General features: G+C 68.3%; 30 protein-coding genes and 1 tRNA gene. 13 read left to right on the forward strand and 18 right to left on the reverse strand.

Features of this window, described 5'->3' with window-relative positions; translation table 11 throughout:
• Positions 1-23 precede the first annotated feature (23 nt).
• Complete coding sequence (locus ACFVMC_RS16610; protein ID WP_379211074.1) at positions 24-1190, reverse strand: ABC transporter permease; 1167 nt, start codon at positions 1188-1190, stop codon at positions 24-26.
• On the reverse strand, positions 1187-2065 hold the full coding sequence (locus ACFVMC_RS16615; RefSeq protein WP_379211076.1) for an ABC transporter ATP-binding protein: 879 nt from the start codon (positions 2063-2065) through the stop codon (positions 1187-1189). Before ACFVMC_RS16615 ends, ACFVMC_RS16610 begins: the two co-directional genes overlap by 4 nt.
• A 121-nt stretch (positions 2066-2186) precedes the next feature.
• Here ACFVMC_RS16615 and ACFVMC_RS16620 point away from each other — a divergent pair, with 121 nt between their 5' ends.
• Both ACFVMC_RS16620 and ACFVMC_RS16625 read left to right on the forward strand, forming a co-directional pair.
• A complete protein-coding gene (locus ACFVMC_RS16620) occupies positions 2187-2675 on the forward strand; it encodes an FBP domain-containing protein (RefSeq protein ID WP_379211077.1) in 489 nt (162 codons plus the stop codon).
• Positions 2676-2978: 303 nt separating this feature from the next.
• Positions 2979-3161 carry a hypothetical protein gene (locus ACFVMC_RS16625; RefSeq protein ID WP_379211079.1) on the forward strand — a complete coding sequence of 61 codons (183 nt, stop codon included), beginning with the start codon at positions 2979-2981 and terminating at the stop codon, positions 3159-3161.
• A 51-nt stretch (positions 3162-3212) separates the two neighbouring features.
• Here the strand turns inward: ACFVMC_RS16625 and ACFVMC_RS16630 are convergent, their stop codons facing one another.
• Positions 3213-3737 (reverse strand): AAA family ATPase, encoded by a 525-nt coding sequence (locus tag ACFVMC_RS16630; protein WP_379211081.1) that lies wholly within the window; start codon positions 3735-3737, stop codon positions 3213-3215.
• A 17-nt stretch (positions 3738-3754) separates the two neighbouring features.
• A complete protein-coding gene (locus ACFVMC_RS16635; RefSeq protein ID WP_379211083.1) occupies positions 3755-4633 on the reverse strand; it encodes a LysR family transcriptional regulator ArgP in 879 nt (292 codons plus the stop codon).
• Between the two features lie 65 nt (positions 4634-4698).
• On the opposite strand from ACFVMC_RS16635, the gene ACFVMC_RS16640 reads away from it, so the two are divergent.
• Entirely contained in the window at positions 4699-5328 is a 630-nt protein-coding gene (locus ACFVMC_RS16640; RefSeq protein ID WP_379211085.1) for a LysE/ArgO family amino acid transporter, read from the forward strand.
• 12 nt (positions 5329-5340) lie between these two features.
• Here ACFVMC_RS16640 and ACFVMC_RS16645 read toward each other — a convergent pair whose 3' ends face one another.
• From ACFVMC_RS16645 to ACFVMC_RS16655, 3 genes are read right to left on the reverse strand one after another with little or no spacing between them, the layout of a single operon-like run.
• Entirely contained in the window at positions 5341-5661 is a 321-nt protein-coding gene (locus tag ACFVMC_RS16645; protein WP_379211087.1) for a type II toxin-antitoxin system PemK/MazF family toxin, read from the reverse strand.
• Positions 5662-5665: 4 nt separating this feature from the next.
• Complete coding sequence (locus ACFVMC_RS16650; RefSeq protein WP_379211089.1) at positions 5666-5890, reverse strand: hypothetical protein; 225 nt, start codon at positions 5888-5890, stop codon at positions 5666-5668.
• 45 nt (positions 5891-5935) lie between these two features.
• Entirely contained in the window at positions 5936-6676 is a 741-nt protein-coding gene (locus tag ACFVMC_RS16655) for a glucose 1-dehydrogenase (RefSeq protein WP_379211543.1), read from the reverse strand.
• 382 nt (positions 6677-7058) lie between these two features.
• Between ACFVMC_RS16655 and ACFVMC_RS16660 the strand changes: the two genes are divergently transcribed.
• The 3 genes from ACFVMC_RS16660 to ACFVMC_RS16670 are packed head-to-tail and all read left to right on the forward strand — an operon-like array spanning position 7059 to position 10865.
• A complete protein-coding gene (locus ACFVMC_RS16660; RefSeq protein ID WP_379211091.1) occupies positions 7059-7961 on the forward strand; it encodes a metal-dependent hydrolase in 903 nt (300 codons plus the stop codon).
• Positions 7958-9064, forward strand: coding sequence for a PDR/VanB family oxidoreductase (locus ACFVMC_RS16665; RefSeq protein WP_379211093.1), 1107 nt, complete (start codon positions 7958-7960; stop codon positions 9062-9064). The genes ACFVMC_RS16660 and ACFVMC_RS16665 overlap by 4 nt, the downstream gene beginning before the upstream one ends.
• Positions 9065-9089: 25 nt before the next feature.
• Positions 9090-10865, forward strand: a complete 1776-nt coding sequence (locus tag ACFVMC_RS16670) for an SDR family oxidoreductase (RefSeq protein WP_379211095.1) — start codon at positions 9090-9092, stop codon at positions 10863-10865.
• On the opposite strand, the gene ACFVMC_RS16675 is transcribed toward ACFVMC_RS16670, so the two are convergent.
• On the reverse strand, positions 10862-11428 hold the full coding sequence (locus ACFVMC_RS16675) for a hypothetical protein (protein ID WP_379211097.1): 567 nt from the start codon (positions 11426-11428) through the stop codon (positions 10862-10864). The two genes, ACFVMC_RS16670 and ACFVMC_RS16675, sit on opposite strands and share 4 nt — an antisense overlap.
• 35 nt (positions 11429-11463) lie before the next feature.
• On the opposite strand from ACFVMC_RS16675, the gene ACFVMC_RS16680 reads away from it, so the two are divergent.
• Positions 11464-11763 (forward strand): hypothetical protein, encoded by a 300-nt coding sequence (locus ACFVMC_RS16680; RefSeq protein ID WP_379211098.1) that lies wholly within the window; start codon positions 11464-11466, stop codon positions 11761-11763.
• Positions 11764-11767: 4 nt separating this feature from the next.
• On the opposite strand, the gene ACFVMC_RS16685 is transcribed toward ACFVMC_RS16680, so the two are convergent.
• On the reverse strand, positions 11768-12619 hold the full coding sequence (locus ACFVMC_RS16685) for a DUF5995 family protein (protein ID WP_379211100.1): 852 nt from the start codon (positions 12617-12619) through the stop codon (positions 11768-11770).
• 234 nt (positions 12620-12853) lie between these two features.
• On the opposite strand from ACFVMC_RS16685, the gene ACFVMC_RS16690 reads away from it, so the two are divergent.
• Positions 12854-13849 (forward strand): zinc-binding dehydrogenase, encoded by a 996-nt coding sequence (locus tag ACFVMC_RS16690; RefSeq protein WP_379211102.1) that lies wholly within the window; start codon positions 12854-12856, stop codon positions 13847-13849.
• Between the two features lie 211 nt (positions 13850-14060).
• Here ACFVMC_RS16690 and ACFVMC_RS16695 read toward each other — a convergent pair whose 3' ends face one another.
• Positions 14061-14492, reverse strand: coding sequence for a nitroreductase family deazaflavin-dependent oxidoreductase (locus tag ACFVMC_RS16695; protein WP_379211104.1), 432 nt, complete (start codon positions 14490-14492; stop codon positions 14061-14063).
• 109 nt (positions 14493-14601) lie between these two features.
• Between ACFVMC_RS16695 and ACFVMC_RS16700 the strand changes: the two genes are divergently transcribed.
• Positions 14602-14675: transfer RNA gene (locus ACFVMC_RS16700), tRNA-Ile, on the forward strand.
• Between the two features lie 31 nt (positions 14676-14706).
• Here the strand turns inward: ACFVMC_RS16700 and ACFVMC_RS16705 are convergent.
• From ACFVMC_RS16705 to ACFVMC_RS16730, 6 genes are all read right to left on the reverse strand, one after another.
• The gene (locus ACFVMC_RS16705; protein ID WP_379211105.1) at positions 14707-15672 is read right to left on the reverse strand and encodes a helix-turn-helix domain-containing protein; all 966 of its coding nucleotides are present in this window, start codon (positions 15670-15672) and stop codon (positions 14707-14709) included.
• Positions 15673-15834: 162 nt separating this feature from the next.
• Positions 15835-16908 (reverse strand): hypothetical protein, encoded by a 1074-nt coding sequence (locus tag ACFVMC_RS16710; RefSeq protein WP_379211107.1) that lies wholly within the window; start codon positions 16906-16908, stop codon positions 15835-15837.
• Between the two features lie 11 nt (positions 16909-16919).
• Positions 16920-18041 carry a hypothetical protein gene (locus ACFVMC_RS16715; protein ID WP_379211109.1) on the reverse strand — a complete coding sequence of 374 codons (1122 nt, stop codon included), beginning with the start codon at positions 18039-18041 and terminating at the stop codon, positions 16920-16922.
• A 3-nt stretch (positions 18042-18044) separates the two neighbouring features.
• A complete protein-coding gene (locus ACFVMC_RS16720) occupies positions 18045-18362 on the reverse strand; it encodes a hypothetical protein (RefSeq protein WP_379211110.1) in 318 nt (105 codons plus the stop codon).
• Positions 18363-18513: 151 nt separating this feature from the next.
• Entirely contained in the window at positions 18514-18711 is a 198-nt protein-coding gene (locus tag ACFVMC_RS16725) for a KGG domain-containing protein (protein WP_379211112.1), read from the reverse strand.
• Positions 18712-18804: 93 nt separating this feature from the next.
• Entirely contained in the window at positions 18805-19095 is a 291-nt protein-coding gene (locus ACFVMC_RS16730; RefSeq protein WP_379211114.1) for a hypothetical protein, read from the reverse strand.
• A gap of 197 nt (positions 19096-19292) precedes the next feature.
• Between ACFVMC_RS16730 and ACFVMC_RS16735 the strand changes: the two genes are divergently transcribed.
• The 3 genes from ACFVMC_RS16735 (at position 19293) to ACFVMC_RS16745 (ending at position 21671) form a co-directional block, all read left to right on the forward strand.
• Positions 19293-19571 (forward strand): hypothetical protein, encoded by a 279-nt coding sequence (locus ACFVMC_RS16735; RefSeq protein ID WP_379211544.1) that lies wholly within the window; start codon positions 19293-19295, stop codon positions 19569-19571.
• A gap of 128 nt (positions 19572-19699) precedes the next feature.
• Complete coding sequence (locus ACFVMC_RS16740) at positions 19700-20932, forward strand: cytochrome P450 (protein WP_379211116.1); 1233 nt, start codon at positions 19700-19702, stop codon at positions 20930-20932.
• Positions 20933-20945: 13 nt separating this feature from the next.
• Complete coding sequence (locus tag ACFVMC_RS16745; RefSeq protein ID WP_379211118.1) at positions 20946-21671, forward strand: TetR/AcrR family transcriptional regulator; 726 nt, start codon at positions 20946-20948, stop codon at positions 21669-21671.
• 3 nt (positions 21672-21674) lie between these two features.
• Here the strand turns inward: ACFVMC_RS16745 and ACFVMC_RS16750 are convergent, their stop codons facing one another.
• Together ACFVMC_RS16750 and ACFVMC_RS16755 are read right to left on the reverse strand one after the other, a co-directional pair.
• Positions 21675-22430: an SDR family oxidoreductase gene (locus ACFVMC_RS16750; RefSeq protein WP_379211119.1), complete on the reverse strand. Its 756-nt coding sequence runs from the start codon at positions 22428-22430 to the stop codon at positions 21675-21677.
• Positions 22431-22566: 136 nt separating this feature from the next.
• Complete coding sequence (locus ACFVMC_RS16755) at positions 22567-24396, reverse strand: TerD family protein (RefSeq protein ID WP_379211120.1); 1830 nt, start codon at positions 24394-24396, stop codon at positions 22567-22569.
• 288 nt (positions 24397-24684) lie between these two features.
• Here ACFVMC_RS16755 and ACFVMC_RS16760 point away from each other — a divergent pair, with 288 nt between their 5' ends.
• The gene (locus ACFVMC_RS16760) at positions 24685-25536 is read left to right on the forward strand and encodes a lysophospholipid acyltransferase family protein (protein ID WP_379211122.1); all 852 of its coding nucleotides are present in this window, start codon (positions 24685-24687) and stop codon (positions 25534-25536) included.
• Positions 25537-25562 lie beyond the last annotated feature (26 nt).

The following is a 25562-nucleotide window of genomic DNA, read 5'->3' on the forward strand; positions in this document are numbered from 1 at the left end:
CCAGACCTCGGGTCCCGGCTCGGTCAGTCCTCGACTTCCAGGGCCTGCCGAATCGTCAACCGCCCCTGGGTCTGCATGAGCCCGCGCCGGTAGATCTTCTCCGCGATCAGCACGATGCCGTAGGTGGCCACGGCCATCAGCGCCAGCGCCACGAACGGCTCCCACCACGCCGCCGTGCCCGCGGCCAGCCGCCCGGGCATGCCGACGATCGACACGATCGGCAGATACGAGGCGACGGTCAGGGCGGTGCCGGACAGGAAGATCCCCGCGAACAACACCAGCATGATGAACATCGACACCGGCATGGCCGTGGATTGCAGATCCTCGGGCCGGGTCGACAGCGCGCCCGCTACCGCCCACAGGCTGGCCAGTGCCAGGAAACCGACCAGGAAGAAGACGACGAACCAGCCCGCGGCACCGCCGATCCGGGTGATCTGATCGCCCTTGCCGATGACCGACAGGCCGAGCAATCCGGCGGCGACGAACAGGGCCAGCTGCGCGAAGGCCATCACCGCGTTGCCGATCACCTTGCCGATCAGCAACTGCCGCAGCGGAATCGCGCTGGCCAGGATCTCCACGATCCGGTTCTGCTTCTCCTCCAGCACGCTCTGCGCGATGGTCATGCCGAACATGATCGAGGCCATGTAGAACAGGAACGCGAATACGAATGACACGACCTTGGCCAGGCCCGGGTCGATGCCGGTGGTGTCGAGCAGGTCGTAGCCGACCCGCGCACCGCCGGTGAGCTGGTCCATGGACAGTCCGGCGGCGGCCGCGTTGCGCTGCACGGCGATCTGCTGTGCGGCGGCGGTGAGATAGGTCTTGGCGTCGGAGTTCTCGGCGGCGTGCCCGATCAGCCGCCAGCCGTCGGCGTCCGGTACCAGGCCGACGTCGACCTCGTCGTCGCGCACCAGCCGTTCCACTGCCGCGAGGTCGGCCACGGTCCGGGCTTCGAAGGCGACTTTCTTGTCCGCGGCCAGCCGATCGGCGACCTCGATCACCTGGGCGCCGCCGGCACCGGTGACCGCGACCTCGACGGTTTCGGTGCGGTTGCTCATGAACCCGCTGACCGCGAGCGTCCCGATGATCACCACCATGGTGATCAGCGTGGACACCAGGAAGTTCCGGTCCCGCAGCTTCACCACGATCTCGCGCTGCGTCACGATCCGCCACAGCCCCGCCGTGTTCATGCCGTCACCTCGCGATAGATCTCGGCCACCGTCGGCCGGACCGCGGCCAGCTCCCGCACCGACCCGCGGCGCAGCGCCTCGGCGAGCAGGTCGTCGGTGCTGACGCCGTCGAGTTCGAGCAGCACACCCTGCCCGTTGCTCCCGATGACCCGCACACCGCCGAATCCGTCGAGCCAGCCCGGATCCCCGTCCAGCGCCAGCCGGTAGCGGGTGCGGCCGCCGGCGCGCAGCTCATCGGCCGAGCCGTGGCCGACCACCTTGCCGCGGGCCAGGATGACCAGCTGATCGCACAGCCGCTCCACCAGGTCCAGCTGATGCGAGGAGAACAGGACGGGCACGCCCTGGGCGGTGTATTCGCGTAGCAACTCGGCCATGGAGTCGACCGCGAGCGGGTCGAGCCCGGAGAAGGGTTCGTCCAGGATCAGGGCTTTCGGTTCGGCGATGACCGCCGCCGCGATCTGCACGCGCTGCTGGTTGCCCAGCGACAGCGCCTCGAGCTTGTCCTTGCCGCGCTCGGTGAGCTGGAATCGTTCCAGCAGCTCACCGGCTCGCTGTCGCGCGGCGGGCGCGGATCGGCCGCGCAGCCGGGCCAGATAGATCAGCTGATCGAGCACCGGTTGTTTGGGATAGAGCCCGCGCTCCTCGGGCATGTAGCCGAAGCCGCGGCGATCCGCGGTGCCGACCTCGCGCCCGGACCAGCGCACGGTGCCGCCGTGGATGGCGAGTACACCCATGATCATGCGCATGGTGGTGGTCTTGCCCGCGCCGTTGCCGCCGACGAAGCCGGTCAGCGCCCCGGCGGGCACGGTGAAGCTGACGCCGTCGACGGCGACGTGGTCGCCGAACCGCCGCACCAAATCCGCGACTTCGAGCATCACACCCCCTTGACTGGTGATGGTCCAACAGTACCGACCCGGAAATTGCTTTGCCGGGCTAATGGCCGCGCCGTAACGTCTCCCCGGTTTGTCCACCACCGATGACCAAGGAGAGTCAGACATGCAACCCGTCACCGAACGCGAGATCAGATCGTCGTTCGTGAACTGTTCCAAGGGCGATGCCAAACGCCTGCCCGTCCCGAAGGATCTCGACGCACCGCCCTGGGGCGATCTGGACTTCTTCGGCTGGAGCGATCCGTCCTATCCGGGCCGTGCCTACCTGGTGTTTCCGCAGGACGACGGCCTGGTCGGCGTCGCGATGCGCTACGAGACCGGCGGTTCCGGTCGCGCCCAGATGTGCTCGATCTGCAAGACCACGCACACCGGCAGCGGTGTGTCGCTGCTGACCGCCGCCAAGGCGGGCGAATCCGGTCGCAAGGGCAATACGGTCGGCACCTACATGTGCACCGATCTGGCCTGTTCGCTGTACGCGCGCAACAAGCGCAGTCCCGGCGCGGGCCGCCGCTACCGCGAGGACCTGCCCGAGGAGGCGAAGATCGAGCGGGTCCGGGAGAACCTGACCGCGTTCCTCGCCAGGCTGTACAGCTAGTTCGCCCCGAAGCTACGAAGAACAGGAGGTAGATGCGATGCGCCGACACTCAGCGCCGCATTCCAGACCGAACGCCCCGCGCCCCGAGTTCCGCCCAGGAACCGGGGCGCATCGCATTCCGCACCGGCGGAGACGGCCCGGGCGGCACCCGGGCGGTGTCCGCCGGTGCGGAATGAAACCCGCTTGCCGCGAACACCTTTCGTGGTCGGTGGTAACGATTCGGCCGACATTTCCACCCCCGCGCTTGGACGCCCGAACGGCCGGGAACTCCTGAGCAACCACCTCAGGTGCAAGGAGGCCGAGATGAAAGAGATCCCGTGCGGCGACTGCTGGCGCCGCGACAACCTCACCTTCAAACAGCGACTCGATCCCGCCTACATCCGCCCCGGATACCTGCATCTGTGCGACGAGCACCGGGCCAGCCAGCAGGAACTGCGCCCCTGGGCCCGGTACACCCCGACCTCGGAGCTGCCCAGGACGGCGTGAGCGCCACCGAGCCACGGCCCGTCGCCCGCGAGGGTGCCGGGCCGTTCGCTGTCATCGGTGCGGTAGCGCGCGGGTCAGGATCGCCTCGACGGTCTGTTCGACCGAGAGGTCGGTGCTGTCGAGCCACAGGCCCAGGCGTGGCGTCCCATCGCGCAGTCCGGTGTCGAGGTCCTCGACCGTGAACGCGCCGTAGGCGTTCTTGCCGCGGCCCGCCTCCCGCGCCGCCACCGCGGCCGGCTGTGGCGCCAGCACCACGACATACAGTGGGCGCGTTCGGATCCGGTCGATGGTCCACGGCAGCATGTCGCCGAGGATGTTGTCCTGGAGCACCGCGGTGAAGCCGGCCGCCGCGTATTCGTCGGCGGTGTGCGCGGCCAGCCGATGGCGCAGGCGCAACTGCTCGAGGGCCTCCGGCGCCGGGTCCGGACTCATCTCCACCCGCCCGCCCACCACGAACCGGCGGAACGCGTCACCGCGCACGTGGGCCGAGCGCGGCAACCGCTCCGCCAAAGCCTGTGCGACCGTGGACTTTCCGGATGCCTGAATGCCGGTGATCAGATAAACCGCCGCTGTCATCCGACCATGATCGCAGGTCAGCGCAGCGCCGCGGCGGCCGCCACCGCGATCGCCGCGGCCACGGCGCTCAGCGCGGGGGAGTCCAGCCGCCACTGCTGCCAGTACAGCGGGCGATCGATATAGCCGTCCTCGATCGACAGCAGGGCGCCGGTGCCGCGATCGTCCTCGGTTTGCAGGTCGGGCAGCATGCCCCAGCCCAGCCCGAGCCGGACCGCCCGGCCGAAACCGGCCGAGGACGGGACGTAGTGGCGCGGCGGGTCGACGGGTTCGCCGGTGCGGCGGCGGATCTGGTGGTCCTGTAGGTCGTCCTTGCGGTCGAACATGATGACCGGCGCGAGCGCGTAGCCCGGTGCGCCCGCGCCGAACCAGGTCCGGGCGAACTCCGGCGTCGCCATCGGGCGATAGCGCATGCTGCCGAGCGCGGTCACCGTGCAGCCCTGCACCGGGCGGGCGGTGGTGGTGATCGCGGCCATCACGGTGCCGTCGCGCAGCAGTTCGGTGGTGTGTTCCTCGTCCTCGCGGTGCAGGTCGAAGCAGATGCCGGGCGGCGCCGCGCGCAGCGCGGGCAGCACCCAAGTTTCCAGCGAATCGGCGTTGACCGCGATCGGCACCGGCACCGGCCGACCGGCGGGTTGTTCGGGGTCGCCGAGTTCGCGGGCGGTGTCGCCGGACAGCAGCGCGATCTGGCGGGCCAGGCGCAGCAGCGCCATCCCGGATTCGGTGGGGCGCACGGGTTTACTGCGCTGCACCAGGATGCGGCCTGCCGCGTATTCCAGGGCCTTGATGCGCTGGCTGATCGCCGACGGGGTGACGCGCAGGTGGCGTGCGGCGGCCTCGAAGGTGCCCTCGGTGATCGCGGCGTCGAGCGCACGGAGTTGATCCAGCTGCAAGTCCATTAAGATATTGTAATGATGCTTGAAAATCTTTAGCTGGTCTTCGTTAGCTGTGGTCAATACCGTCGATGGACGTGACGGTTTCTTCCGCGGCCACCGCCGCCCTCTCCGGTCTGGGTTTCGGACTGTCGCTGATCGTGGCGATCGGCGCGCAGAACGCCTTCGTGTTGCGCCAGGGCGTGCGCGGGCAGCACATTCTCCCGGTCGTCGCGGTGTGCGCGGTGTCCGACGCGGTGCTGATCGTGGCCGGTGTCGGCGGGTTCGGGATGCTGATGGAAACGATGCCCGGCCTGCTGACCGTCGTCCGGTATCTCGGCGCGGCCTTCCTGCTCGGCTATGCCGCGCTGGCCGCCAAACGGGTCTTCACCTCCGCGGCGCTGATCACCGAGGCCGCGGGCGCCTCCGTCGCGCTCGGCGCCACCGTGCTCACCTGCCTGGCCCTGACCTGGCTCAACCCGCACGTCTACCTGGACACCCTGGTCCTGCTCGGCTCCTTCGCCAATACCTATGCCGCCCCGGACAAATGGTTCCTCGGCGCCGGCGCCATCCTCGCCAGCCTGCTCTGGTTCACCGCCCTGGGCTTCGGCGCCCGCCGCCTCGCCCCCCTCTTCACCCGCCCCACCGCCTGGCGCCTGCTCGACACCGCGATCGCCCTGATCATGCTCACCCTCGCCGTCGGCCTGCTCACCTCGGCCTGAGCGCCGACGCGCTTACAGCAGGCCGAGGTTCAGCATCAGTGCGCGATCCAGGGCGGTCGGCTCGTCGCCTTCGAGCGCACCTCTGAATTCGCCGAGCCGAGAGGGATCGACGGTGTAGATCTGATCGCACAGGATGCGGGTCTTGGTTCCGTCCACATCGATCTCGGGGCGGTACACCGCGGGGCCCGCCGAGGTGGAGGTGAGGGCGACCACGAGCGTGCTCGACACGAAACGATCCGATTGAATGATCACGCAGAGTCGCTTTCCCTGCTGCTCATGGCCTTTCGCGCCCGGTGCCGCCTTGATCTCGTAGATCGCGCCACGAAAGATCATGCGATCACACTGCGCCCATGAATCGCTGTATCGCCAGCATCTCGGCCTGATCGTCCGCATCCTCGGCGAGGCGCTCGGCGTCGGCCTCGGCTTGGCGCAGTAGCTCGTCCTTGTATGCCTTGAGCAATGCGTAGCGAACGACCTCGGTGCGGTTGCCATGACGAGCGCTCAGCGCCTCGATCGCCGTTTCCATCGCTTCATCGGTGCGGACGTTGAGCACTTTCGCCATGCTCCTGAGTGTAACACGAAATGTGTTACCGCAGGTGGGTTTCGGTCAGAACGTCTTGTGGGGGATGCCGACGGTGAGGCCGCCGTCGATGACGAATTCGGCGCCGGTGGAGTAGGAGGATTCGTCGCTGGCGAGGAAGGTGATGAGGTTGGCGACCTCGGCGGGGTCGGCGGCGCGGGCCATGGGGATCTGGAGGAAGTCGGCGGGGATGCCTTCGGTCATGGGGGTGGAGATCAGGCCGGGATGGACGGAGTTGACGCGGATGTTGTGCGGCGCCAGTTCGAGTGCGGTGGACTTGGTGAGTCCGCGGACCGCGAATTTGGTGGCGGTGTAGCCGTGCAGGCCGGGGCTGCCGCGCATGCCCTCCACGGAGGAGATGTTGATGATCGAGCCGCCGCCGGCGTCGATCATGGGCGGCACCGCGGCCTGGATGCCGAGGAAGGTGCCGGTGAGATTGATGTCGACGATGCGCTGCCATTCGGCCAGCTCGAAGTCGGTGATCAGATTGCCGTTCGCGATGCCCGCATTGTTGACCAGCACGTTCAACGCACCGAACCGCCGCACCGCCTCCGCGACCGCGTCCACCCACGGCTGTTTCTCCCGCACGTCGAGCGAGACGTAGACGGCACTGTCGCCGAGTTCCTTCGCCAGCGCCTCCCCATCGTCGTCGAGGATGTCGCCGATCACCACCCGGGCGTCGTGCGCCACCATCGCCCGCGCGTGCGCGGCCCCCATGCCCCGGGCTCCGCCACTGATCAACGCCACTTTGCCGGTCAACCGACCCATGCTGGTCACCTCCATGTGTCCACCTCTGTCCCGCGCCACGCTACCGTGGCGCGGCCCACAATTGGAACGCGTTCTAGGAAGTTTGCGGCGGCTGATGATGAGCGGTCGGCCGGCAGGATCCGAAACCGAAACCGGTGAAGGCGCTGAGGTTTGGGTGACGGAGATCATCGGCGGGCTGACTGAGCCGGACCTCGGGTTCATCAGGGAGGTGCGCGGTCGTCTTCGCCATGCCGCATATAGTGCCATCCACGCCGGGAGCCTTTGTGTGTTACCTGCGGTCCTACATATGTGTATGATCGGCGTTACAGCCTTAACGGGAGGTGCGCAGCGTTGCGGCAGGATCCGGGTCGCAACGTGGATCGTCAGGATCGTGGGAGTATCGATGAAGCTACTTCGCCGGTGGGAACAGCGGACGGAGACCGATCCGGGTGAGGTCGCGCTGCACGCCCGCAATGTGCAATTCGACTGGGCCGATACCCCGCTGCACTGGATGCCCAGCGAACCCATCGCCTCGCACCTGATCAACGCGCTGAACCTGCTGCTGCCCGAGGGGGAGCGCATGTTCTGTGTCGCCTACTCCGAGGCGCTGCCTTTCGTGAAGGACGAGAAGCTGCGTGAGGCCATGCTCGGCTTCATCGGCCAGGAATCCATGCACGCCGAAACCCACGACCGGGTGCTGCACGAGGTGCTGGCCGCCAACGGCATCGACCCGGAACCCTATCTGCGCCAAGCCGAATACCTGTTCCGCAAGACCCTCGGCCCGCGCCCGGGTGACGATGTCGCACAGCGGCAGGTGCTGGTGGAACGGCTCGCGTTCATCGCCTGCCTGGAACACTTCTTCGCCTACCTCGGCGACTGGGTCCTCAACGCCGACCTGGAGAAGTTCGACGCCGAACCGCGCATCGCCGACCTGTTCCGCTGGCACGGCGCCGAGGAAGTCGAGCACCGCCACGTCGCGCACGATGTGGCGCTGTACTTCGGTGCGGGCTACGTGCGACGCGCGGCGCTGATGACCCTGGTGTTCCCGATCTTCCTGACGCTGGTCGTGCGCGGCACCAAGTTCATGGTGCACCAGGATCCGGCGCTGCCCGATTACGGCTACCCGCGCCTGATCACCAAGGTGTTCGGTTCCATGTGGCGCGGCGCGCTGCCCGGCGTGCCCTCCCTGCTGCTGAGCGCGCTGTCGACGTTCAAGCCTGGTTACAACCCCGGCTCGGTCGGATCGACCGCGCAGGCGATCGCCTACCTCGCGAAATCCCCTGCGGCCCAGGCTGTCGCGTCGTGACGCTGCGCCCCGTCCCGGAGCAGCTGCCGACCGACCTGTTCGGAAAACCGAAGCAGGACCGGGCGATCCGGCTGATCGACGCGGTCGCTTCCGGGCGGCTGCACTGGACCACGATCGTCAACCGCCGGGACCTGACCCCGCGCGCCGATGACCACCGGCTGGCGCTGGTCGTCACCGAACGGCGGATCGAGGCGCACGACCAGGATGTGGTCAGCCTGCTGTTGCGCGCACCGGACCGGCGCGAGCTGCCGCCCTGGCGTCCCGGCGCGCACCTGGATCTGGAACTGCCCTCGGGCCGGCTGCGCCAGTATTCGCTGTGTGGCGACCCGGCCGACTCGCGCACCTACCGGATCGCGGTCCGCCGGATCCCGGACGGCGGCGGCGGTTCCAACGAGGTGCACGACGAGTTGCCGGTCGGCACCCCGCTGACCGTGCGCGGCCCGCGCAACGCCTTCCCGTTCGCCGTGCCCGGCCACGGATCACCCGCCGCCCGACTGCATTTCGTCGCCGGCGGCATCGGGATCACCCCGATCCTGCCGATGGTGCGCCTGGCCGTGCGCCTGGGCCTGGACTGGACCATGGTGTACACCGGCCGCAGCCGCGACACCATCCCGTTCCTGGACGAGATCGAGACCTTCGGTGACCGGGTCACGGTGCGCACCGACGACGAGCACGGCCTGCCGGACGGTGCCGCGCTGCTCCCCGGCATCACCGCCGACACCGCCGTCTACTCCTGCGGACCGGTACCGATGATCACCACCATCGCCGCCGCCGTCCGCGAATTGCCGGGTGTGGAACTGCATTCCGAGCGCTTCTCGCCGCCTCCGATCGTGAACGGCACCCCGTTCGAGATCGAATTCGCCTCCACCGGAGAGGTTGTCGAGGTTCCGGCGGACAAATCCGCGCTCGACGCCGTCCTGGAGCGGCGGCCCGACCGCCCGTACTCGTGCCGTCAGGGCTTCTGCCGCACCTGCAAGGTCCGGGTGCTCGCGGGTGAACCCGACCATCGCGAGACCGTGCTGACCCCAGCCGAACACGACGCCGGAGCCATGCTGATCTGCGTATCACGCTGCGACGGCGGCCGTTTGGTGCTCGACCTCTGATCCCAGAAGTTTAGGAGAACTGCCGATGACGACGACCGACATCGACTCGACCGCCACCGAACGCATCGTGGGCAGCGGTGAATTCGAGCTCGCCGTCTACGAATACGGCGATCCGGCCGGCGAGACCATCGTGCTGGTGCACGGCTGGCCCGACACCCATCATCTGTGGGCCTCGGTGATTCCGCTGCTGGCCGAGCGCTTCCATGTGGTCGCCTACGACACCCGCGGGCACGGCCGGTCCACCCGCACCCAGCGCACCGCCGACTACCGCCTGGACGCGCTGGCCACCGACTTCTACGCCGTCGCCGACGCGGTCAGCCCGGATCGTCCGGTGCACGTGCTTGCGCACGACTGGGGCTCGGTGCAGGTCTGGGAGGCGGTGTGCGAACCGCAGGCCACCGCGCGGGTCGCCTCGTTCACCTCGGTCTCCGGCCCGAACCTCGACCACATCGGAAAGTGGATGCGCGACCGGCTGTCCCGGCCCACCCCGCGCAATGTGTGGCAGCCGTTCACCCAGCTGATGTCCTCGGCCTACACCTTCTTCTTCATGACCCCGGGTCTGCCGCGCGCCGCGTTCAACCTGCTCGGCACCGAGCAGCGCTGGCAGCGGCTGGTCTCGCTCATGAACGATACCGCGCCGTCGAACGTGCGCCTGGGCCCCACCTTCCGCCGCGACAGCGTGGACGGCCTGCTCATCTACCGCGCCAACATCATTCAGCGCATCCTCGCGCCGCGGGAGCGGCGCACCGAGGTGCCGGTGCAGCTGATCGTGGCCGGGCGGGACGTGGCGGTGCGACCCGCCGGCTTCGACGACGAGCGCAAGTGGACGCAGCGGCTGTGGCGCCGGGATGTGCCGGCGGGGCACTGGATGCCGTTCTCGCATCCCGAACTGCTGGCCACCGCGACCACCGAACTCATCGACAGCCTCAACGGCGGTGCGCTGCCGCGCGGGCTGCGCCGGGCCGAGATCGGACGCACCCGTAAGCCGTTCGAGGATCAGCTGCTGGTGATCACCGGCGGCGGCAGCGGCATCGGCCGGGAGACGGCGCTGGCGTTCGCCCGCGGCGGCGCCGAAATCGTGCTCTCCGACATCGATCTGGATGCCGCGAAGGCGACCGCCGAGCTGATCACCGCCGAAAACGGTGTGGCGCATGCCTTTCAGCTCGACGTCGCCGACGAGGACGCGGTGCGGGCGCACGCGGCGGAGGTCATCGCCACGCACGGCGTGCCCGACATCCTGATCAACAATGCCGGAGTCGGGCAGTCGGGTGGTTTCTTCGACACCCCGTCCGCGGAATTCGATCGGGTGATGCGGATCAATCTCGGCGGAGTCGTCAACGGCTGCCGGGCATTCGGCGCCGCCATGGCCGAGCGCGGGCTGGGCGGGCATATCGTCAACCTGTCCAGCATGGCCGCCTACAGCCCGCAGCAGGGACTCAGCGCCTACTCCACCAGCAAGTCCGCGGTCTACATGTTCTCCGACTGCCTGCGGGCCGAGCTGTCCGGGCGCGGCATCGCCGTGCACACCGTCTGTCCCGGCATCGTGCACACCAATATCGTTGCCACCACCCGCTTCTCGGGCCTGAGCGCCGAGGAGGAGAAAGCCAAGCAGGAGCAGTACGACAAGCTCTACCGGCTGCGCCGCTACACCCCGGACCGGGTGGCCGAGCAGATCGTGCGGGCCGTCACCGAGAACCGCGCCATCGTGCCGGTCACCCCCGAGGCCCGGTTGCAGTTGCAGTTCAACCGATTCGCGCCCGCGGTGGTCCGCTTCGTCGCGGCGCGGGTGAAGCTCACCTAGGCGTCGGCCGACCGGGCGAGTTCGGCTTCGATGGCCGCGACTCGTCCGGCGCCGATGCCCCATGGCCGCTCGACGCCGACCTTGGTGTCCAGATCCCACAGCACACAGGTTTCGTCCGGGGCGGCGACCATCGACCAGGCGACCACGGTGCGGCCCAGCTGGTCGGCCATCGAACCGTGCGAATCACCTTGCGCCGCAGGTGTGGTCGTGAACCCGTCGCCGTCGGGGAAATGGTGCAGGAAGCGGCCGTAGGCGGCTTCGCAGAACGCCGCGTAGCGCTGCGTGCACAGGATCAGGCCGTGCCAGGCCTCGTCCACCGCGTGCGAGGGCATGCCGATCACCTGGTCGTCACGCATGGCCGCGCCACAGCAGCGCAGCCACTGCCGCAGCCCCGTCTCCACCAGCTCGCGCGGTTGCCACGGGCAGGTCTTGAAGATCGCCTCGGGCAGTTCCAGCGCCGCGACGGCCTGATCGACCTCACGCGGATCGATCCGGCGGAAGCGGTTTCGGAATCGCAGCAGCACCACGAATTCACTGTAGGCGCTGTGGTCGCGACGACGCATTCCCCTAATCGTGCGGTGCCACTAGCATTCGGCCCATGGTGAGTCTGCTCGTCCTGGTGTTCGTGTTGTTCGCGGTTCTCGCGGTGGTCGGCATCGTCGTGGTGCTGATCGTCACCCTCGCCAAGTCCGCCGGGTCGGGCGGGTCGAACTCGGGGCCCTGGATGGCCGGTGGTTCGGGTTACTCCGGCGGTTCCGATTACCACAGCGGACATCCCGACGGCGGTTCGAGCTGTTCGGGTGGCAGCAGCGGGTGCTCGGGCGGAAGCAGCAGTTGCGGGGGCGGCAGCAGTAGCAGCTGTGGCGGTGGCGGCAGCAGTTGCGGTGGCGGCTCCTGACCGGTCAGATCTGCCCGACGGCCGCCAATCCGTCGAAGACGGTCTCGGCGGTCCAGTACAGCGCCTGCATCGAGAGTTCCGCGGGACCCGCGGTGATCGGATCGGTCATCGCGATGCCGGAGGCCAGGCTGGTGCCGCGAATACCCTGGAACAGCACGTAGGTGGTCCGGTGCTCGCCGATCACCAGATCCGCGGCCGAGCCGACGAAGTACAGGTGGAAGAAGTCGGCGAGCTTCGCGCCGTAGAGCGTTTCCAGTTCGTCGGTGATGCGATCGGTGGTGCCGATCAGCGAGTCGCCGATGGCGAAGAAGTCGCGGGTGTGGGCCGCGGTGGTGTGGGTCTGCGCGATGGCGGCGGGGAAGTCGATGAGCAGGTGCGCGTCCAGTCCGGTCGCGGCCACGCGGCCCGCGGACACCGCCGGGTCGGCCGCCATCGCGTAGTAGCGCTGCCACTGCGGTGTGACCGGGCCGCCGGTGAGGTGGCCGTGCAGGTTCTCCAGGTAGCGGTGGAAGAACGCGGCGCTGACCTCACGCGCCCAGGCCGGATCGTCGAAGTCGCCCGCGTCCAGTAGCGGGTTCGCATCGCGCAGGATATTGCGATAGAAGACCGCGAAGACCCCCGCACGATCGCCGTGGCCGATGTAGATCTCGGCGATGCGTTCCATGCGCTGCTGGCCGTCGTGCAGGTCGCGCAGTGTCGCGGGATCCGAAAGCCGGATCAGCTCGGCCTGTTCCGCCGCGGTCGGTGCGGTGACCGCGGTCACGGCGGTGGGGGCGGCGAGAGCGGGGGCGGCGGTGCCGAGGGTCGCGGTGGCGACGGTGACGGCGGCGGCCAGGGCCAGCGTGGATTTGCGCACGAGTGAGCTCCAGAAGATGTACGGAAGGTTGCTAGAAGTATGCCCATTGATCGACATCTCGCGAAAACTCATTAGCAACGCGACGGTAATCAGTGTTGAGCATCACTGATGTGCGGCGATTTCTGTTAGCTGAATGTGTGCTCTTTGAGAGCCGCTTAAGACGATTTGACCTCAATAAAGGTTTAGGTAACAGGGTGGTGGAGTCTCGAACACGCGATCTGGCAGGAGTAGGCAATGCGGGCAGTGCAGGCAGTGGAATTCGGTGGACCCGAGGTGCTCGAGGTGCGTGAGACCGCGATCCCGGTGCCCGGGCCGGGCGAAGTACTGATCGAGGTGGCGGCCGCCGACGTCATGTTCCTCGACACCAAACTCCGCAGCGGTTGGGGTACGGACTATTTCGCGGTGCGACCGCCGTATGTGCCCGGCGGCGCGATCGCGGGTGTGGTCGGCGCGATCGGGCCCGATGTGGCGGCGTCCTGGCTCGGCAAGCGCGTCTGCGCGCAGACCGCCGCCAGCGGCATCGGGGGCGGGCTGCCCATCGGCGGCTACGCCGAACAGGCGCTGGCGAAAATCGACACGCTGACCGAGATACCCGACGCGCTCAGCCTCACCCAGGCGGTCGCGCTCACCCACGACGGGAAGACCTCCCTCGCGGTCATGGACCGGGTCGCGGTGCGGCCGGGGGAGTGGGTGCTGATCACCGCCGCCGGTGGCGGCCTGGGGACCCTGCTCACCCAGTTCGCGCGCGCCGCCGGCGCACATGTCGTCGCCGCGGCACGCGGACAGGCCAAGCTGGAACTCGCCGCCCGGCTCGGCGCGGACGCCGTCGTCGACTATTCCGAACCGGGCTGGGTCGAGCGGGCGCGGGCCGCCACCGGCGGCGCCGGGGTCGGCGTCGTATTGGACGGCGCCGGAGGCGAATTGGGCTCCGCGGCGGCCGAAGCGTTGGCCGACGGAGGCCGCTTCCTCGGATACGGTTCCGCCGCAGGTGATTTCCCGGAATTGGACCGCGAGGCGCTGGCCCGGCGATCCATCGAAGTGATCGGACTTTTCGACATCACCGGCGGGGAGGTCGACTGGCGGGCCCTGTCCGAACGCGCGCTCGCGGCGGCCGCCGCCGCGGAGGTGGAAGTCATTATCGGACAGACATTTCCGTTGGATCGTGCCGCTGAGGCGCACGCGGCGATCGAAGCTCGCAGCACGCTGGGACGCACTTTGCTGACTCCGTGATGTGATTCACGTTTCACATCATGCAGGCATCCTGGTTGAACGCTAGGGTGCCTGCGTGCAAACACTGATCGTCGTGGGGGTCGTCGTCGGCGTCCTCGTACTCGTATTCGCAGTTGTTCAGTTCGCCAGCCGGCCACCGAAGGTCCGAAGCTATTGGGACAGTAAGGAATCGGTGGGGTCCGGCAGGGAGTGGAGCGACGACGACTAGAACTCAGCTCACCGGGGTGAGCACCACCACCGCAATAGGCCTCGTGGTCTTGTCTTGATAAGCGCTGTACCGGCCCTGATTGACCTTGTCGACTATCGCCCATCGCCGTGCGTAGTCGGCATCGTCGGGATAGGTGGCCCGCGCCACGACCGGTATCCGCTCGCGTCCCACCTGAATCTCGCAGTCCGCCTTGGCTTTCACGTTCGCCAGCCAGCCCGGCGGCCGCGGTGATCCGCCATTGGACGCCGTAACCAGGTAGTCGGCTCCGTCGCGCCCGTAGGTCAGCGCCGAGGTCCGTGCCTGCCCCGTCTTGCGTCCGAGGGTCCGCAGCAACAGCGTCGGATTCCCGAACAGCAGCCGATGCCCCACCACCCCACCGCTGTTCTCGTACACCCACTGGTGCGCCCGCAACACCTTCGTGAACAGATCGGCCATCCCAACCTCCACCGTCGACGGTTCCCCAACCTTAACGCTCCGCAAGGATCCGAGTGGTACCGAACCACCCCCGCCCGGTAGCATCCCCCACGCCGCACCATCGCGGCCCGGGGCGGTAGCTCAGTCGGTTAGAGCCGTGGACTCATAATCCATTGGTCGTGGGTTCGAGCCCCACCCGCCCCACAAAAGCCCGCTGACCAGCGGGCTTTGTTTTTCACGGGACGGTTTCGATCCAGCGCGGCGTTCGGTACCGGTCGCGGGTTTGGGTGGGGCTCTCGCGGAAGTGGTCGCGGAAAGTGCGGTTGAAGGTGTTGAGGGAGTCGAATCCCGAGGCGAAGGCGATGTCGGCGATCGATCGTCTTTCGCAGGGGTCGAGGAGGCGGCGGTGGGCCCGGTCGGCACGTGTCGTCGCGATCAGCCGGGCGGGGCTCGGAAAACCGGCTGCGCGCAAGGCATATTCGAGTTGCCGCCGCGAGCAACCGAGATGACTGGCGACCGACTCGGCGGTGAGTCGCCGGTCGTCGCTGTGCTCACCGATATGACGTCGTGCGGCGTGGGCCAGCGCCGCGAAACGTGACTGCTCGCGGGCGCCGGACTCGTGCAACGAGATGGTGAGCAATTCCAGCATGCGTGAATTGATCGCCGTGAACTCCGGGCCGGACAGGGTGCCCGCGTGATCGGCCACGGCGCCCAGCAATGCGAGCACCGCCGCGACCGCCCCACGATTCGGGCTGAGTGTCAGCGGAGCGCCGGCATCCAACTCCCGGGTCGGCACATACTGCTCGGGTATGTGCGCCACCCACATGCGGGTATCGGCTCGGCTGGACACACGCACCGGACGGCGCCAGTCGATCAGGCCGAGCTGGCCGGCGGGAACCTGAACGGTGTTGTCCCCGTGCCCGATTCCTACGTCACCGCCGAGCGGGACGATGATCCGTGCGGTGGGATTGCCCTCGCACATGGCCTGCCGACGAGTCCGGGAGTATTCGGTGGCACCGGCGGTGTAGTCGACCAGTTGGAATCCGCCGCCCCGATGCACCCGCATGGTGCCGGTGAACTCTCGCCAGTTTCCGAAATCGAACCGCATTGCGCCCTGGTTGATCTGGCAGTGCTCGGTCCAATAATCGACCCGATCGGTCTCGCCGACGGAGGACGTGTTCAGGTCGACGGCCTCGTACACGCCAGTACACCCCCACTAGATGTCGGGTTCCGCACACGAATTCGGCCCCCGCTTACCGGGAACCGATTGTACCTGCGCGGTCCGGACCTAACAGGGTGCGATTCGACCGCGGCGGAACCCAGTTGCGCGCGTCGGCGGGTTGATCCGGCGGCGGCCCCGAGATCATTTGGCCGTGATGGCGGTGATCAGGGTGCGGTTGCCGAGGCGTGCGGTGGTGATGGTCTGGGTGTATTTCTGGGGTTGGCTGTCGCCGGGCCACTGTTCGTGGAGTTCGATGTTCCAGAGGTTGCCGTCCTTGTCGGCCTGGGTGAGGTAGACGCAGTACCGGGTGCCTTTGGGCTGCTGGTCGATGCCCTGCTGGATGGTTTCCGAGGGTGGGATGGCGGCGTCGGGGGTGGTGTAGGTGCGTGCTTTGGTCGCGCTGCGGTCGACGTAGTAGGCCCATTCGAAACCGAAGATGGCGTCGACGGCGCTGGCGGTGGACCCGGGTTCGGCCCCGACCGCCGCGCCGGGCGTGCGAGTCTTCGTGCAGCCCAGGGTGGCGTGTCCCCAGGGGGACGCCGCGGTGGAGGTCGCGGGCGCGCTCGGCGCCGATGTCACCGGCGGGGCGGCGGTGGGCGGGCGCTCCTGCCCGTTGGCCGTGAGGATCAACGCCACCACGGCGACCACCACCGCCCACACGACCAGCACGGCGACTACACGCACAGTTGTGGACCTGCCTCCGCCGGCGTTCCGCTCGGTGGCGGCACGCAGTATGCCCCGCCCGCCGGAACGGTCCCGGAACGCCGCCCGGGCGGCGGTGCCGTTGTCGATGTAATCGGTGGCGCCGTCGTACTCGGGAACATCCCAGGCGGGATCGTCGTCGCGGTCGATCTCGTCGTCGTCGAGCGTATCGTCCTCGGACGCATCGGATTCCGGCGCGCGATGCGCCGGATCGCTCACCCAGTCGTCCCAGGCACCGGCCCAGACGGCGGCGCCGTCGGCGGGCGGCAGCACGGGCGGCGGGGTGGAGTGGTTCCACTGGTCGGCGAATTTCTCCGAGTCCCAGGGTTCCTCGTATTCCCGGAACGGGCGGCGCCTGCGTTTCCTACCGCGCTTGGCCTTCCCGGCGCCCGGACCTTTCAGGCCGGGGAACGCGGGCAGGCCCGGCAGCACGAACGGGTTGTCCGATGCGGCGGGCGTGGCTTCGGGCGGTGCGGGCGGGCGTTTCTTGCGGCGTGTGAGTCGGCGGGCCATACCCCGTCACCTCACGACGGCGCGGGAGTGACACCGAGTTGGCCGGTGCGCGGTTTCGGCCGCTCCTGGTCCTGCCCCTGGTCGTTCGGCTTCACCACGGGCGGAACCACCATGCCATTGGGCGCGGGTGCGGTGGGATTGGGTATCCGGGGCGTCGGCGCCACGGGGGCGGCGGTGTCGGGTGCCGGATCCTGCGTGGTGGGTTTGGACGGCTCCGCCGGTTTCGGCGCGCCGACGCCGAAGGGCCCGGTTCCGGTGCCCGGATTGTTGTTCGGTGCGCCGGTGCCCGGGGCGGTGGTGGCGGCGCCGGGTGCGGTGGCGTCGGGCAGGATCGCCTGCTGCGCGGTGGTGGCCGCGTGGTCGATCACCTTCTCGCCCAGGCCCGCTGCCTTGTCGATGGCTTCGGTGCCCAGTGAGACCAGCGCGTCGATGATCTCGGTGCCGAGGGTGACGCCGGCGCTGATCACCTCTTTGCCCAGCGTGACGCCGGCGCTGATCATCGCCTTCTGCAAGGCGGTCTGTGCGTCGGTGACATTGTCGGGCTGGCCGTCGTCGAAGTCCTCACCGCCGATACCGCTCTGCGACAGGTACTTCTGCAGGGTCGAGGTGTCTTCGGAGCTGTTGTTGGTGAGCGCGTTGGCTTCGCGTTGCAGCGTGGACATCTCGTCGCGGGCGGTGTCGACCACCTTGATGCCGTCGGCGATGTAGTCGCGGGCCAGCCGGATGATCTTGTCGACATCGGCCTGGGACTGCGCGGATTTCGCCATCGGATTGGCGCGGCGCCGGAATTCGGCGATCAGCGTGTCCAGTTTCTCCGCTGCCGAGGAGCGCACGCCGTACGCCTTGGTGAGCAGGCCGCGCAGTGCCGTGCTGTTGGCGCCCAGCGTCGAGACCTGGGATCCGGTCTTCTTGACCGTGGGCAGCACGACTTCGGCGCTGTCGGTGGATTCCAGCTGATAGATGCCGGTGCGCACCGGTGATTCGGTGGACTCGGCCGCCGACGCGGCGGCGGCCAGGGCCGCGGTGGTCTCGGCACTGGGTTCGGTGCCGTCGCCGACCGCGTCGCGTAGTTGCAGGAGTGGCGCGATCAGCGCCTGCACGGTGGCGTGGTCGGAGCTGCTGGCAGGTGGCATGAGTCAGCCCTCCTGGTCGGTGAGCCGGGCGACGGCCGCGGCGGTGGCGGCGTCGAGGCTCTGCACCCGGTCGGAGAAGGCGCTGATCAGGGTGGCGTGCGCGTCGATGAGCGCCGCCGCGGTGCGTACCGTGGCGGCGTGCGACTGTGCCGCGCCGGTCCAGGCGGCGGCGAAATCGGCGCCGAGCAGCCCCAATCCGGACAGGTCCGCGGCCGCGGCGGTGTCGGTGTTACTCGCGGTGGCGCCGAGCAGGCTGGAGACTTCGGCGGCCGCTGCCGCGTAGGTGGCGACGGCTTCGGGGTCGACATTCAGATCAGACATGATCCCCCCTGGAATACATGATCAATCAATAGGTCGTGAGATCTCACCCTACTGCCCCTTTCGCCGCGAGGGAATCGTCATGCTGGTCAGGCTGTTCCAACATAGCGTGAACGAGCGAGGCCGATGGCCTCGCTCGTCCGGATTGGTGGGTTCAGCGGTTACGGTGGCTGCGTGAGCCGCCCAGGCGTTTGGCTTCGACGGGCTGGGCCGCTGCCCCTTTTCTGCCCGCCGCGCGGGCGCGCTTCGGATCGTTGTCGAAGCTGCCGCTGCTGGCCTTGCCGCCCTGGCTGGCGATCCGGCGCTGCTGTGCGGGATCCATAGCCGCGAAACCGCGTGGTGTAGTAGCCATTACATCCTCCGTTCGAAGGCGTGCAGCGGTGGCGACTGTTCTGCACCACCGCGGCTGGGACTACCCGCGCTGCCGGCGGGCAAACCCGGCGCGCTAGGCGATCAGCGCGTTCATGATGGTGCCGGCGCTGGTGGCGACGACGCCGCCGATCATGGCTCCGGCAACCATTTTCGGCGATTCGAGACCGCCGCCGGTCCACTTCTCCCACGCGAACCGGCCGCCCGCGAAGATGATCGCGGTGATGCCGGCCAGCAGCACGAACCAGGTGAAATAGCTGACCATCTGCTGGAACTTGTCCGCGATCGGCGGCGCCTGGGGCGCGGGGTTGCCGATCTGTGCCAAGGTGTCGAACGCGGTGACCAGGATCATCGCAGTACTGCTCATTCCGCTCGGGCCGACAGGGTTTCACGCCGATGATATCGGTTTCCGCTTTCGTGCGCAGGTTCTCCCCTCCGGGAAATCGCCCGGGCTCGCCTGTGCCGCAACCGATCTGTCAATGGGCCTGACAGGTGATCCCGCGGGCATGCTGGGTAATCCTGGTGTGTACCGAGTTCGATGGCGACGAGGAGTTGGTGGTGGACATGCTGACGGCGCTGGGCGAGACCCTGCTCGCGCAGATCGGGAACCCGACCCCGGCCACGCCCCCGCTGGCCGACAAGATCGAGCGGATGGTCAGCTGGCTGACCTGGTTCGCGATCCTGTCCGGCATCCTGGGCATCGTCTTCGCGGGCGGCCGATTCGCCTGGGAGAAGTGGACCGGCGGCGCGATGCAGTCGCCGAAGATGGTGGCGGGCGCGATGGTCGGCGGCGTCGTGGCCACCAGCGCGGGCACCATCATGAACGCGCTCGTGAGTGCCTGACCGGCCAAAACTAAACAGGTTTTACTAAACACTGTTCACGCGGTGCTTCCGTGTGGTTTCATCTCCTCACTGGAACGTGTTCTACACAATGTCGTGAGGTCCGCAGCCCGGACCGCTAGGAGATCGCCGTGACCGCATCCATTCCCGCCGGATTCGACTTCACCGACCCCGACCTGCTCGCCCAGCGCCTGCCGGTCGAGGAGTTCGCCGAGGCTCGCCGCACCGCCCCCATCCACTGGGTTCCCCAGGCCGGCAGTGGCTTTCAGGACGACGGGTACTGGGCGGTCACCCAGCTCGAGGACATCAAGGAGATCTCCAAGACCCCCGATGTCTACTCCTCGGAGGAGAACACCGCGGTCATCCGCTTCTACGGCGACATCCTGCGCGAGGAGATCGAGGTACAGCGCTTCCTGCTGCTGAACCAGGACCCGCCGCGCCACACCAAACTGCGCCGCATCATCTCCAAGGGCTTCACCCCGCGCGCGGTGGAATCCCTGCGCGAGGCCCTGCGCGAGCGCGCCGAGCGCATCGTGCACGAGGCCAAGAAGACCGGCGGCGGCGACTTCGTCGAGCAGATCGCCTGCGAGCTGCCGCTGCAGGCGATCGCCGAACTCATCGGCATCCCGCAGGAGGATCGCGGCAAGATCTTCAAGTGGACCAACGAGATGATCTCCTACGACGACCCCTCCTTCGAGGGTGACCACAAGGTCGCCACCGCCGAGGTGATGGGCTACTCGTGGAACCTCGCCGAGGAGAAGCGCAAGTGCCCGGTCGACCTGAACGGCGCCGAGGACATCATGTCCACCCTGCTCAACGCCGATGTCGAGGGTGAGTCGCTGGCCTCGGACGAATTCGCCTGGTTCGTCATCCTGCTCGCCGTGGCGGGCAACGAGACCACCCGCAATGCCATCACCCACGGTATGAAGGCGTTCGTGGACTTCCCCGAGCAGTGGGAGCTCTACCAGGCCGAGCGGCCGCGCACCGCCCCGGACGAGATCGTCCGCTGGGCCACCCCGGTCATCGCCTTCCAGCGCACCGTCATGCAGGACACCGTCCTGTCCGGGCAGGAGCTGAAGAAGGGCCAGCGCGTCGGAATGTTCTACAGCGCCGCCAACTTCGACGAGCGCCACTTCGAGAACCCCTACGAGTTCAATGTGCTGCGCAACCCGAACCCGCATGTCGGCTTCGGCGGTACCGGTACCCACTTCTGCGTCGGCGCCAATCTGGCCCGCCTGGAGATCGACCTCATGTTCAACGTCCTCGCCGACGTGATGCCGAACCTGAAGCAGGTCTCCGAGCCGGTGCGGTTGCGGTCGGGCTGGCTCAACGCGATCAAGAGCTGGCAGGTCCAGTACAACTGACCCGCGTTCGTCCATGAGTGAAAACAAGTCGCGCGGTCGCGCGCCGGTGGTGAGTGACGCCGACATCCGCCGGGTGGCCCGGATGTTGCTCACCGCCGAGGGTGTCGAGGCGGTGACGCTGCGCGCCATCGCCCGCGAGCTCGGGATCACCGCGCCCGCGCTGTATCGGCACTACACCTCGCGCGATGCCCTGCTGGAGCGGATGCGCCTGGACTTCTGCGCCGAGCTGGCGGCGGAACTGGCCGACGAGATCGCCACCCTGCCCGGGGAGGCCGTCGACCAGTTCTTCGCCATCTGCAAGGGTTTCCGCCGCTGGGCGCTGGCGCACACCCGGGAGTTCACCCTGGTGTTCGCCTCGCCCGGTACCGGATCCGCGCCGATGATGCGTCGTTTCGACGAGCCGTTCGGGCGGATCTTCCTGGCCGCGGCCGGGCGGCTACTGGCGACCTACGACATCGTGACGCCGCCGGCCGAGGTGATCCCGGCGGCCTTGCGTGAGGATCTGGTGCAGTTCCAGACCGAGTTGCTGGCCACGCTCTCGGAGTCGGGCCAGAAGTTCCCGGCGGAGAAGCTGGATCTCGGGGTCACCTATCTGATGATCCAGATCTGGGCCCGGCTCTACGGGCACGTCACGCTCGAGGTGTTCGGCAACTATCCGATTCCGGTGTCGCACCCCGAGATCCTGTTCGACGCCATGCTGGTCGATCTGGGCCGCAGTGCGGGGATGATCCCCGGCTGAGGGTCAGCGGCGGGCCAGCCATTCGGCGAAGCCGATGCCCAGGGTTGCACCGTCCGGGCCCACACGGAGCCCGCCCGCGCGCAGTGCGCGGCCCATCGCGCCCGGAATCGGCACCGGCAGCGGTATTCCGGCGTGCCCGGTGTGTTCGCGATAGATCCGCGCCGCTTCGGTGATGGTCAGGACCTCGGGTCCGCCGATATCCGGGATGCGCCCGGACGGTCCGGCCGCTACCGCGTCCACCAGGCGCACGGCCACCGCGTCCACATCGATGGGCTGCGTGAGCGCCGAGCTGCGCGGGGTGATCCGCACCCGGTCGGCAGTGGCGACGATCCGCTCGATCAGGTGATGGAACTGGGTGGCGCGCAACAGGGTCCAGGGGATCGGCCCGTCGGCGACCACCTGCTCCTGCGCCACCTTGGTCCGGTAGTAGGCGTAGGGCACGACATCGCAGCCGACGATCGAGATCTCCACATGGTGCGCGACACCGGCTTGTTTCTCGGCGTCCAGCAGGATCCGCTCCCCGTCCACGAGCACGTCGGCGGATTTGGTGATCGCGTTGGCTGCGTTGACCACCACCTCGCAGTCCGCCAGTGCTTCGGCCAGCCCGGCTCCGGTCCGCAAGTCGGCGGCCCGATGCTCGAACGTGGTGTCCGCGGGCGCGTTTCGGCTCACCACCCGCACCTCATGCCCCCGCGTGCTCGCTTCGCGCACCACGGCGCTACCCAGTACCCCGGTTCCGCCGATCACCGCTACCCGCATTTTCCGCTCCCTCCAAACAGCTCCGTCCGGTGCGCTGCACGTTACGGGCCGCCCGCTCGGCCGCTCAACGTGCCGCTTCCCATATGTCGGATGCGCCACGTGCGCTTCCGGTGCCGGGGGCGAATCGGCTATGAGCTCAGATCCGGGCGCCTTTGACCCGATTGCAGGACCGGCACAGGATCTGCAGGTTCGAGGCGCTCGTCGCGCCGCCGCGGGAGAGCGGGATGACGTGATCGAATTCCAGATAGTGACTGCTGCCGCACTCCACACACCGCCCGCCGTCGCGTTGCCACACTTCGGCCTTCACCTCCTGCGGAATGCTGCGTGAATCCCGCTGACCCGGCGTGAGCACCAGCCGCTTGGCCACCCGCAGCGCGCCCTCCAGCGCCGCGGCGACATAGTCGGGGTCCTCGACCTCGAAGCTGGCGCCGCCGCGCGCGGAGGTGGCGGCCAGCACCACCAGCCCGTCCTCGACGGCGACGGAAACCACCCGGCTCCACGGGAGTTCGGTGCCCGCGCCGGTGCCGACGAAGCGCAGCTTCTTGTTGCTCGAGATCAACCGGCCCTCGCTGAGTTTCGGGCCGCGCGCCAACTGCCGGACATGGATGGCGGGCAGGTCGAGATGGACCCGCTCCTCGGGGTCCAGGTGCAGTCCGGGCGTGCGGATCGCGGGCAGTTCGCCCTCGCGCAGCCGGGAGAGCAAGCGGCCCCGGGACAACCGCCGGTGCAGGTCGTCGATGAGCGGACCGGACAGGCCCAGTTCGACGACCGCGTCCTCGAAGGCGTCGAACTCCGCCTGCGCGATCTCGCCGTCGGCGAAGGCGAAGGCGACCAGGCGTTCCACATAGCTGAGCGCGGTGTCACGCAGGGCCAGCCGGCCCGCGTCCTCCGGAATCCGCTGATAGCGCAGCGAGGCCCACAGCGCGTCCCATTCGGGTCCGCTCGGCCCGGAGCCGGTGAGGGCCCGCCAGGCCTGGGTGTGCCAGTGGGTGAGGAATTCCTCGATCTCGGTCTCGCATCGGGTGCACGCGGCCAGGCCGCCGAACAGCTTGCGCCGCCGCGGGTTTCCGCAGCGGTCACAGGTGCGCGGCAGCGCGGGCACGGGAGCGCGCCAGTCGGAGGTCCATTCGGTGCCGTCCCACCACCGTAGTCGCGCGGGGTTCTCCGGGTCCGGATGCCAGTTCGCCCGGTCCGGATCCGACGGGGGAGCGGGCAGGGGCTCGGGTATGTCACGCAGGCGGCGCCCGAGATCCACCGGCCGACGGGCCGGTGACGCCGCAGCGGTGTCATATGCGCGCGGAAGGCCGTCGGCGGCCTGTGGCAGTCGTGCGGTGTGCTCGGCCGCAGTGGACTCGGGCCCAGGCGCGCCCGCGTGTGCCGGGGTGCGTGGGCTTCCGGCGTGGACGGGCCCGGGGTCCGCGACCGGAGCGGGTGCCCGTACCGGACCGGCAGGCGGCGCACCGGGTTCATCGATCCGCACGCCGAATTCGGTGATCAGCCCGGGCAATCCGGCGGCCCAGCCTTGGCCGATCGCGCGGAACTTCCACTGGTCGCCGCGGCGGTAGAACTCGCCGAACATCATGGCCGACACCGAATCGGCGTCGGCGATCTCGTATTCGGCCACCGGTCCGTTCGCGTCGAGCACGGTGATGGTCAATCCGGTGAGGGCGCCGAAGGTTCCGTCGTCGAGCGAACCGCTGAGCACGATCCGCTCGATCTCGGCCTCGGTGCGCGGCAGCGACACGCTCAGCCGCGCGGTGCCCGGTTCGGGTTCCTGGTCCAGCGTCACCGCCTGCGAGACATGGCGTGGTGCGTTGTAGAACACCAGGTCTCGATCGGTGCGCACGGCGCCCGCCGCGGTCAGCAGCAGTGCGTGCGCGTCTACGGCGTGGTCCGATCGCCACGAAACGACCACGGCCAGTAGGGATGTCGGTACCGCTGTATTGGCGCCCTTGCTGAGTTTCATCGTGCTCGAAATATTGCCACGCCCCACCGACACGCCGAATTCGCCGATACCCGACCGGTGTCGACTATCGCACAAAACGCACCAAGCAAGCGCTTGGCTTGGTAACGTCGGAGGGGCAGGAGGAGGTGCCGGGCAACGGTCGAGCAGGCCGCGACTCGCACGCCGTTCAGGTCCGCTGGCGCGTGACCGTCGGAGATATCAATGGAGATGTATCGGGGACAATTCAGCTTTCGTGTCGTCGTGTGCCGCCGCCGTTTCTCCGGCATCGTGACAGACGAGGACGGCATCATGAGCGAAACCCGACAGGTCCGGAACCTGGACCACCCACTGTTCGCCGCGGCACGGGCGTACACCAACTACTTCACCCCCACCGTCACCGGGATCGAGCATCTACCCATCGCGGGACCGGCGCTGGTGATCGGCAACCATTCGTCGATCTATTGGATGCCGGAGGTGTGGATCACCTTCATGGCCATGCTCGAACGCCGGCCGGCCGAGCCGTCCTTCGGGGTGGCGCACGACGTCGTGCTGGGCACCCCCGTGCTCGGTGAGCTAATCCGGCAGTTCGGCATCATTCCCGCGAACCGGGATTCGGCCGCCGCGGGACTGAAGGACGGTGGCGCGGTGATGGTCTACCCGGGCGGTGACTGGGAGGCCTGCCGACCCTGGACCGAACGCGACAAGATCGACTTCGCGGGCCGCAAGGGATTCGTCCGGCTCGCACTGGAAATGGGCGTACCGGTGATCCCCGCCGTGGCCAACGGCGGGCACGATTCCATCTTCGTGCTCAGCCGCGGCGCGCGCAGTGCCGAACTGCTCCAGCTGGACAAGCTGTTCCGCGCCAAGGTGTTTCCCTACACGGTGGGAGTGCCCTTCGGTGTCGCGCCGATCCTGCCGCAGCTGCCGCTACCCGCCACCGTGGACGTGAGTTTCCTGCCCGCCCTGGACTGGTCGGCGCGGCCCGGCGATCCCGACGACGCCGAGCTGGTCGAGCGCTGCTATGCCGAGACCGTCGAGGTCATGCAGGCCGAACTCGACCGATTGCGCGCCGCCACACCGCATCCGGTGGTCACCGGCATCAAGAACCATCTGGCGGGGCTGCCCGGACCGCTCTCCGGCCTGGCCGCCCTGGTGCCCTGAGGACGAGAGCCGGTGGCGGGCAGGCG

It is taken from the genome of Nocardia sp. NPDC127579 (assembly GCF_042672005.1).
Classification (GTDB): domain Bacteria; phylum Actinomycetota; class Actinomycetes; order Mycobacteriales; family Mycobacteriaceae; genus Nocardia.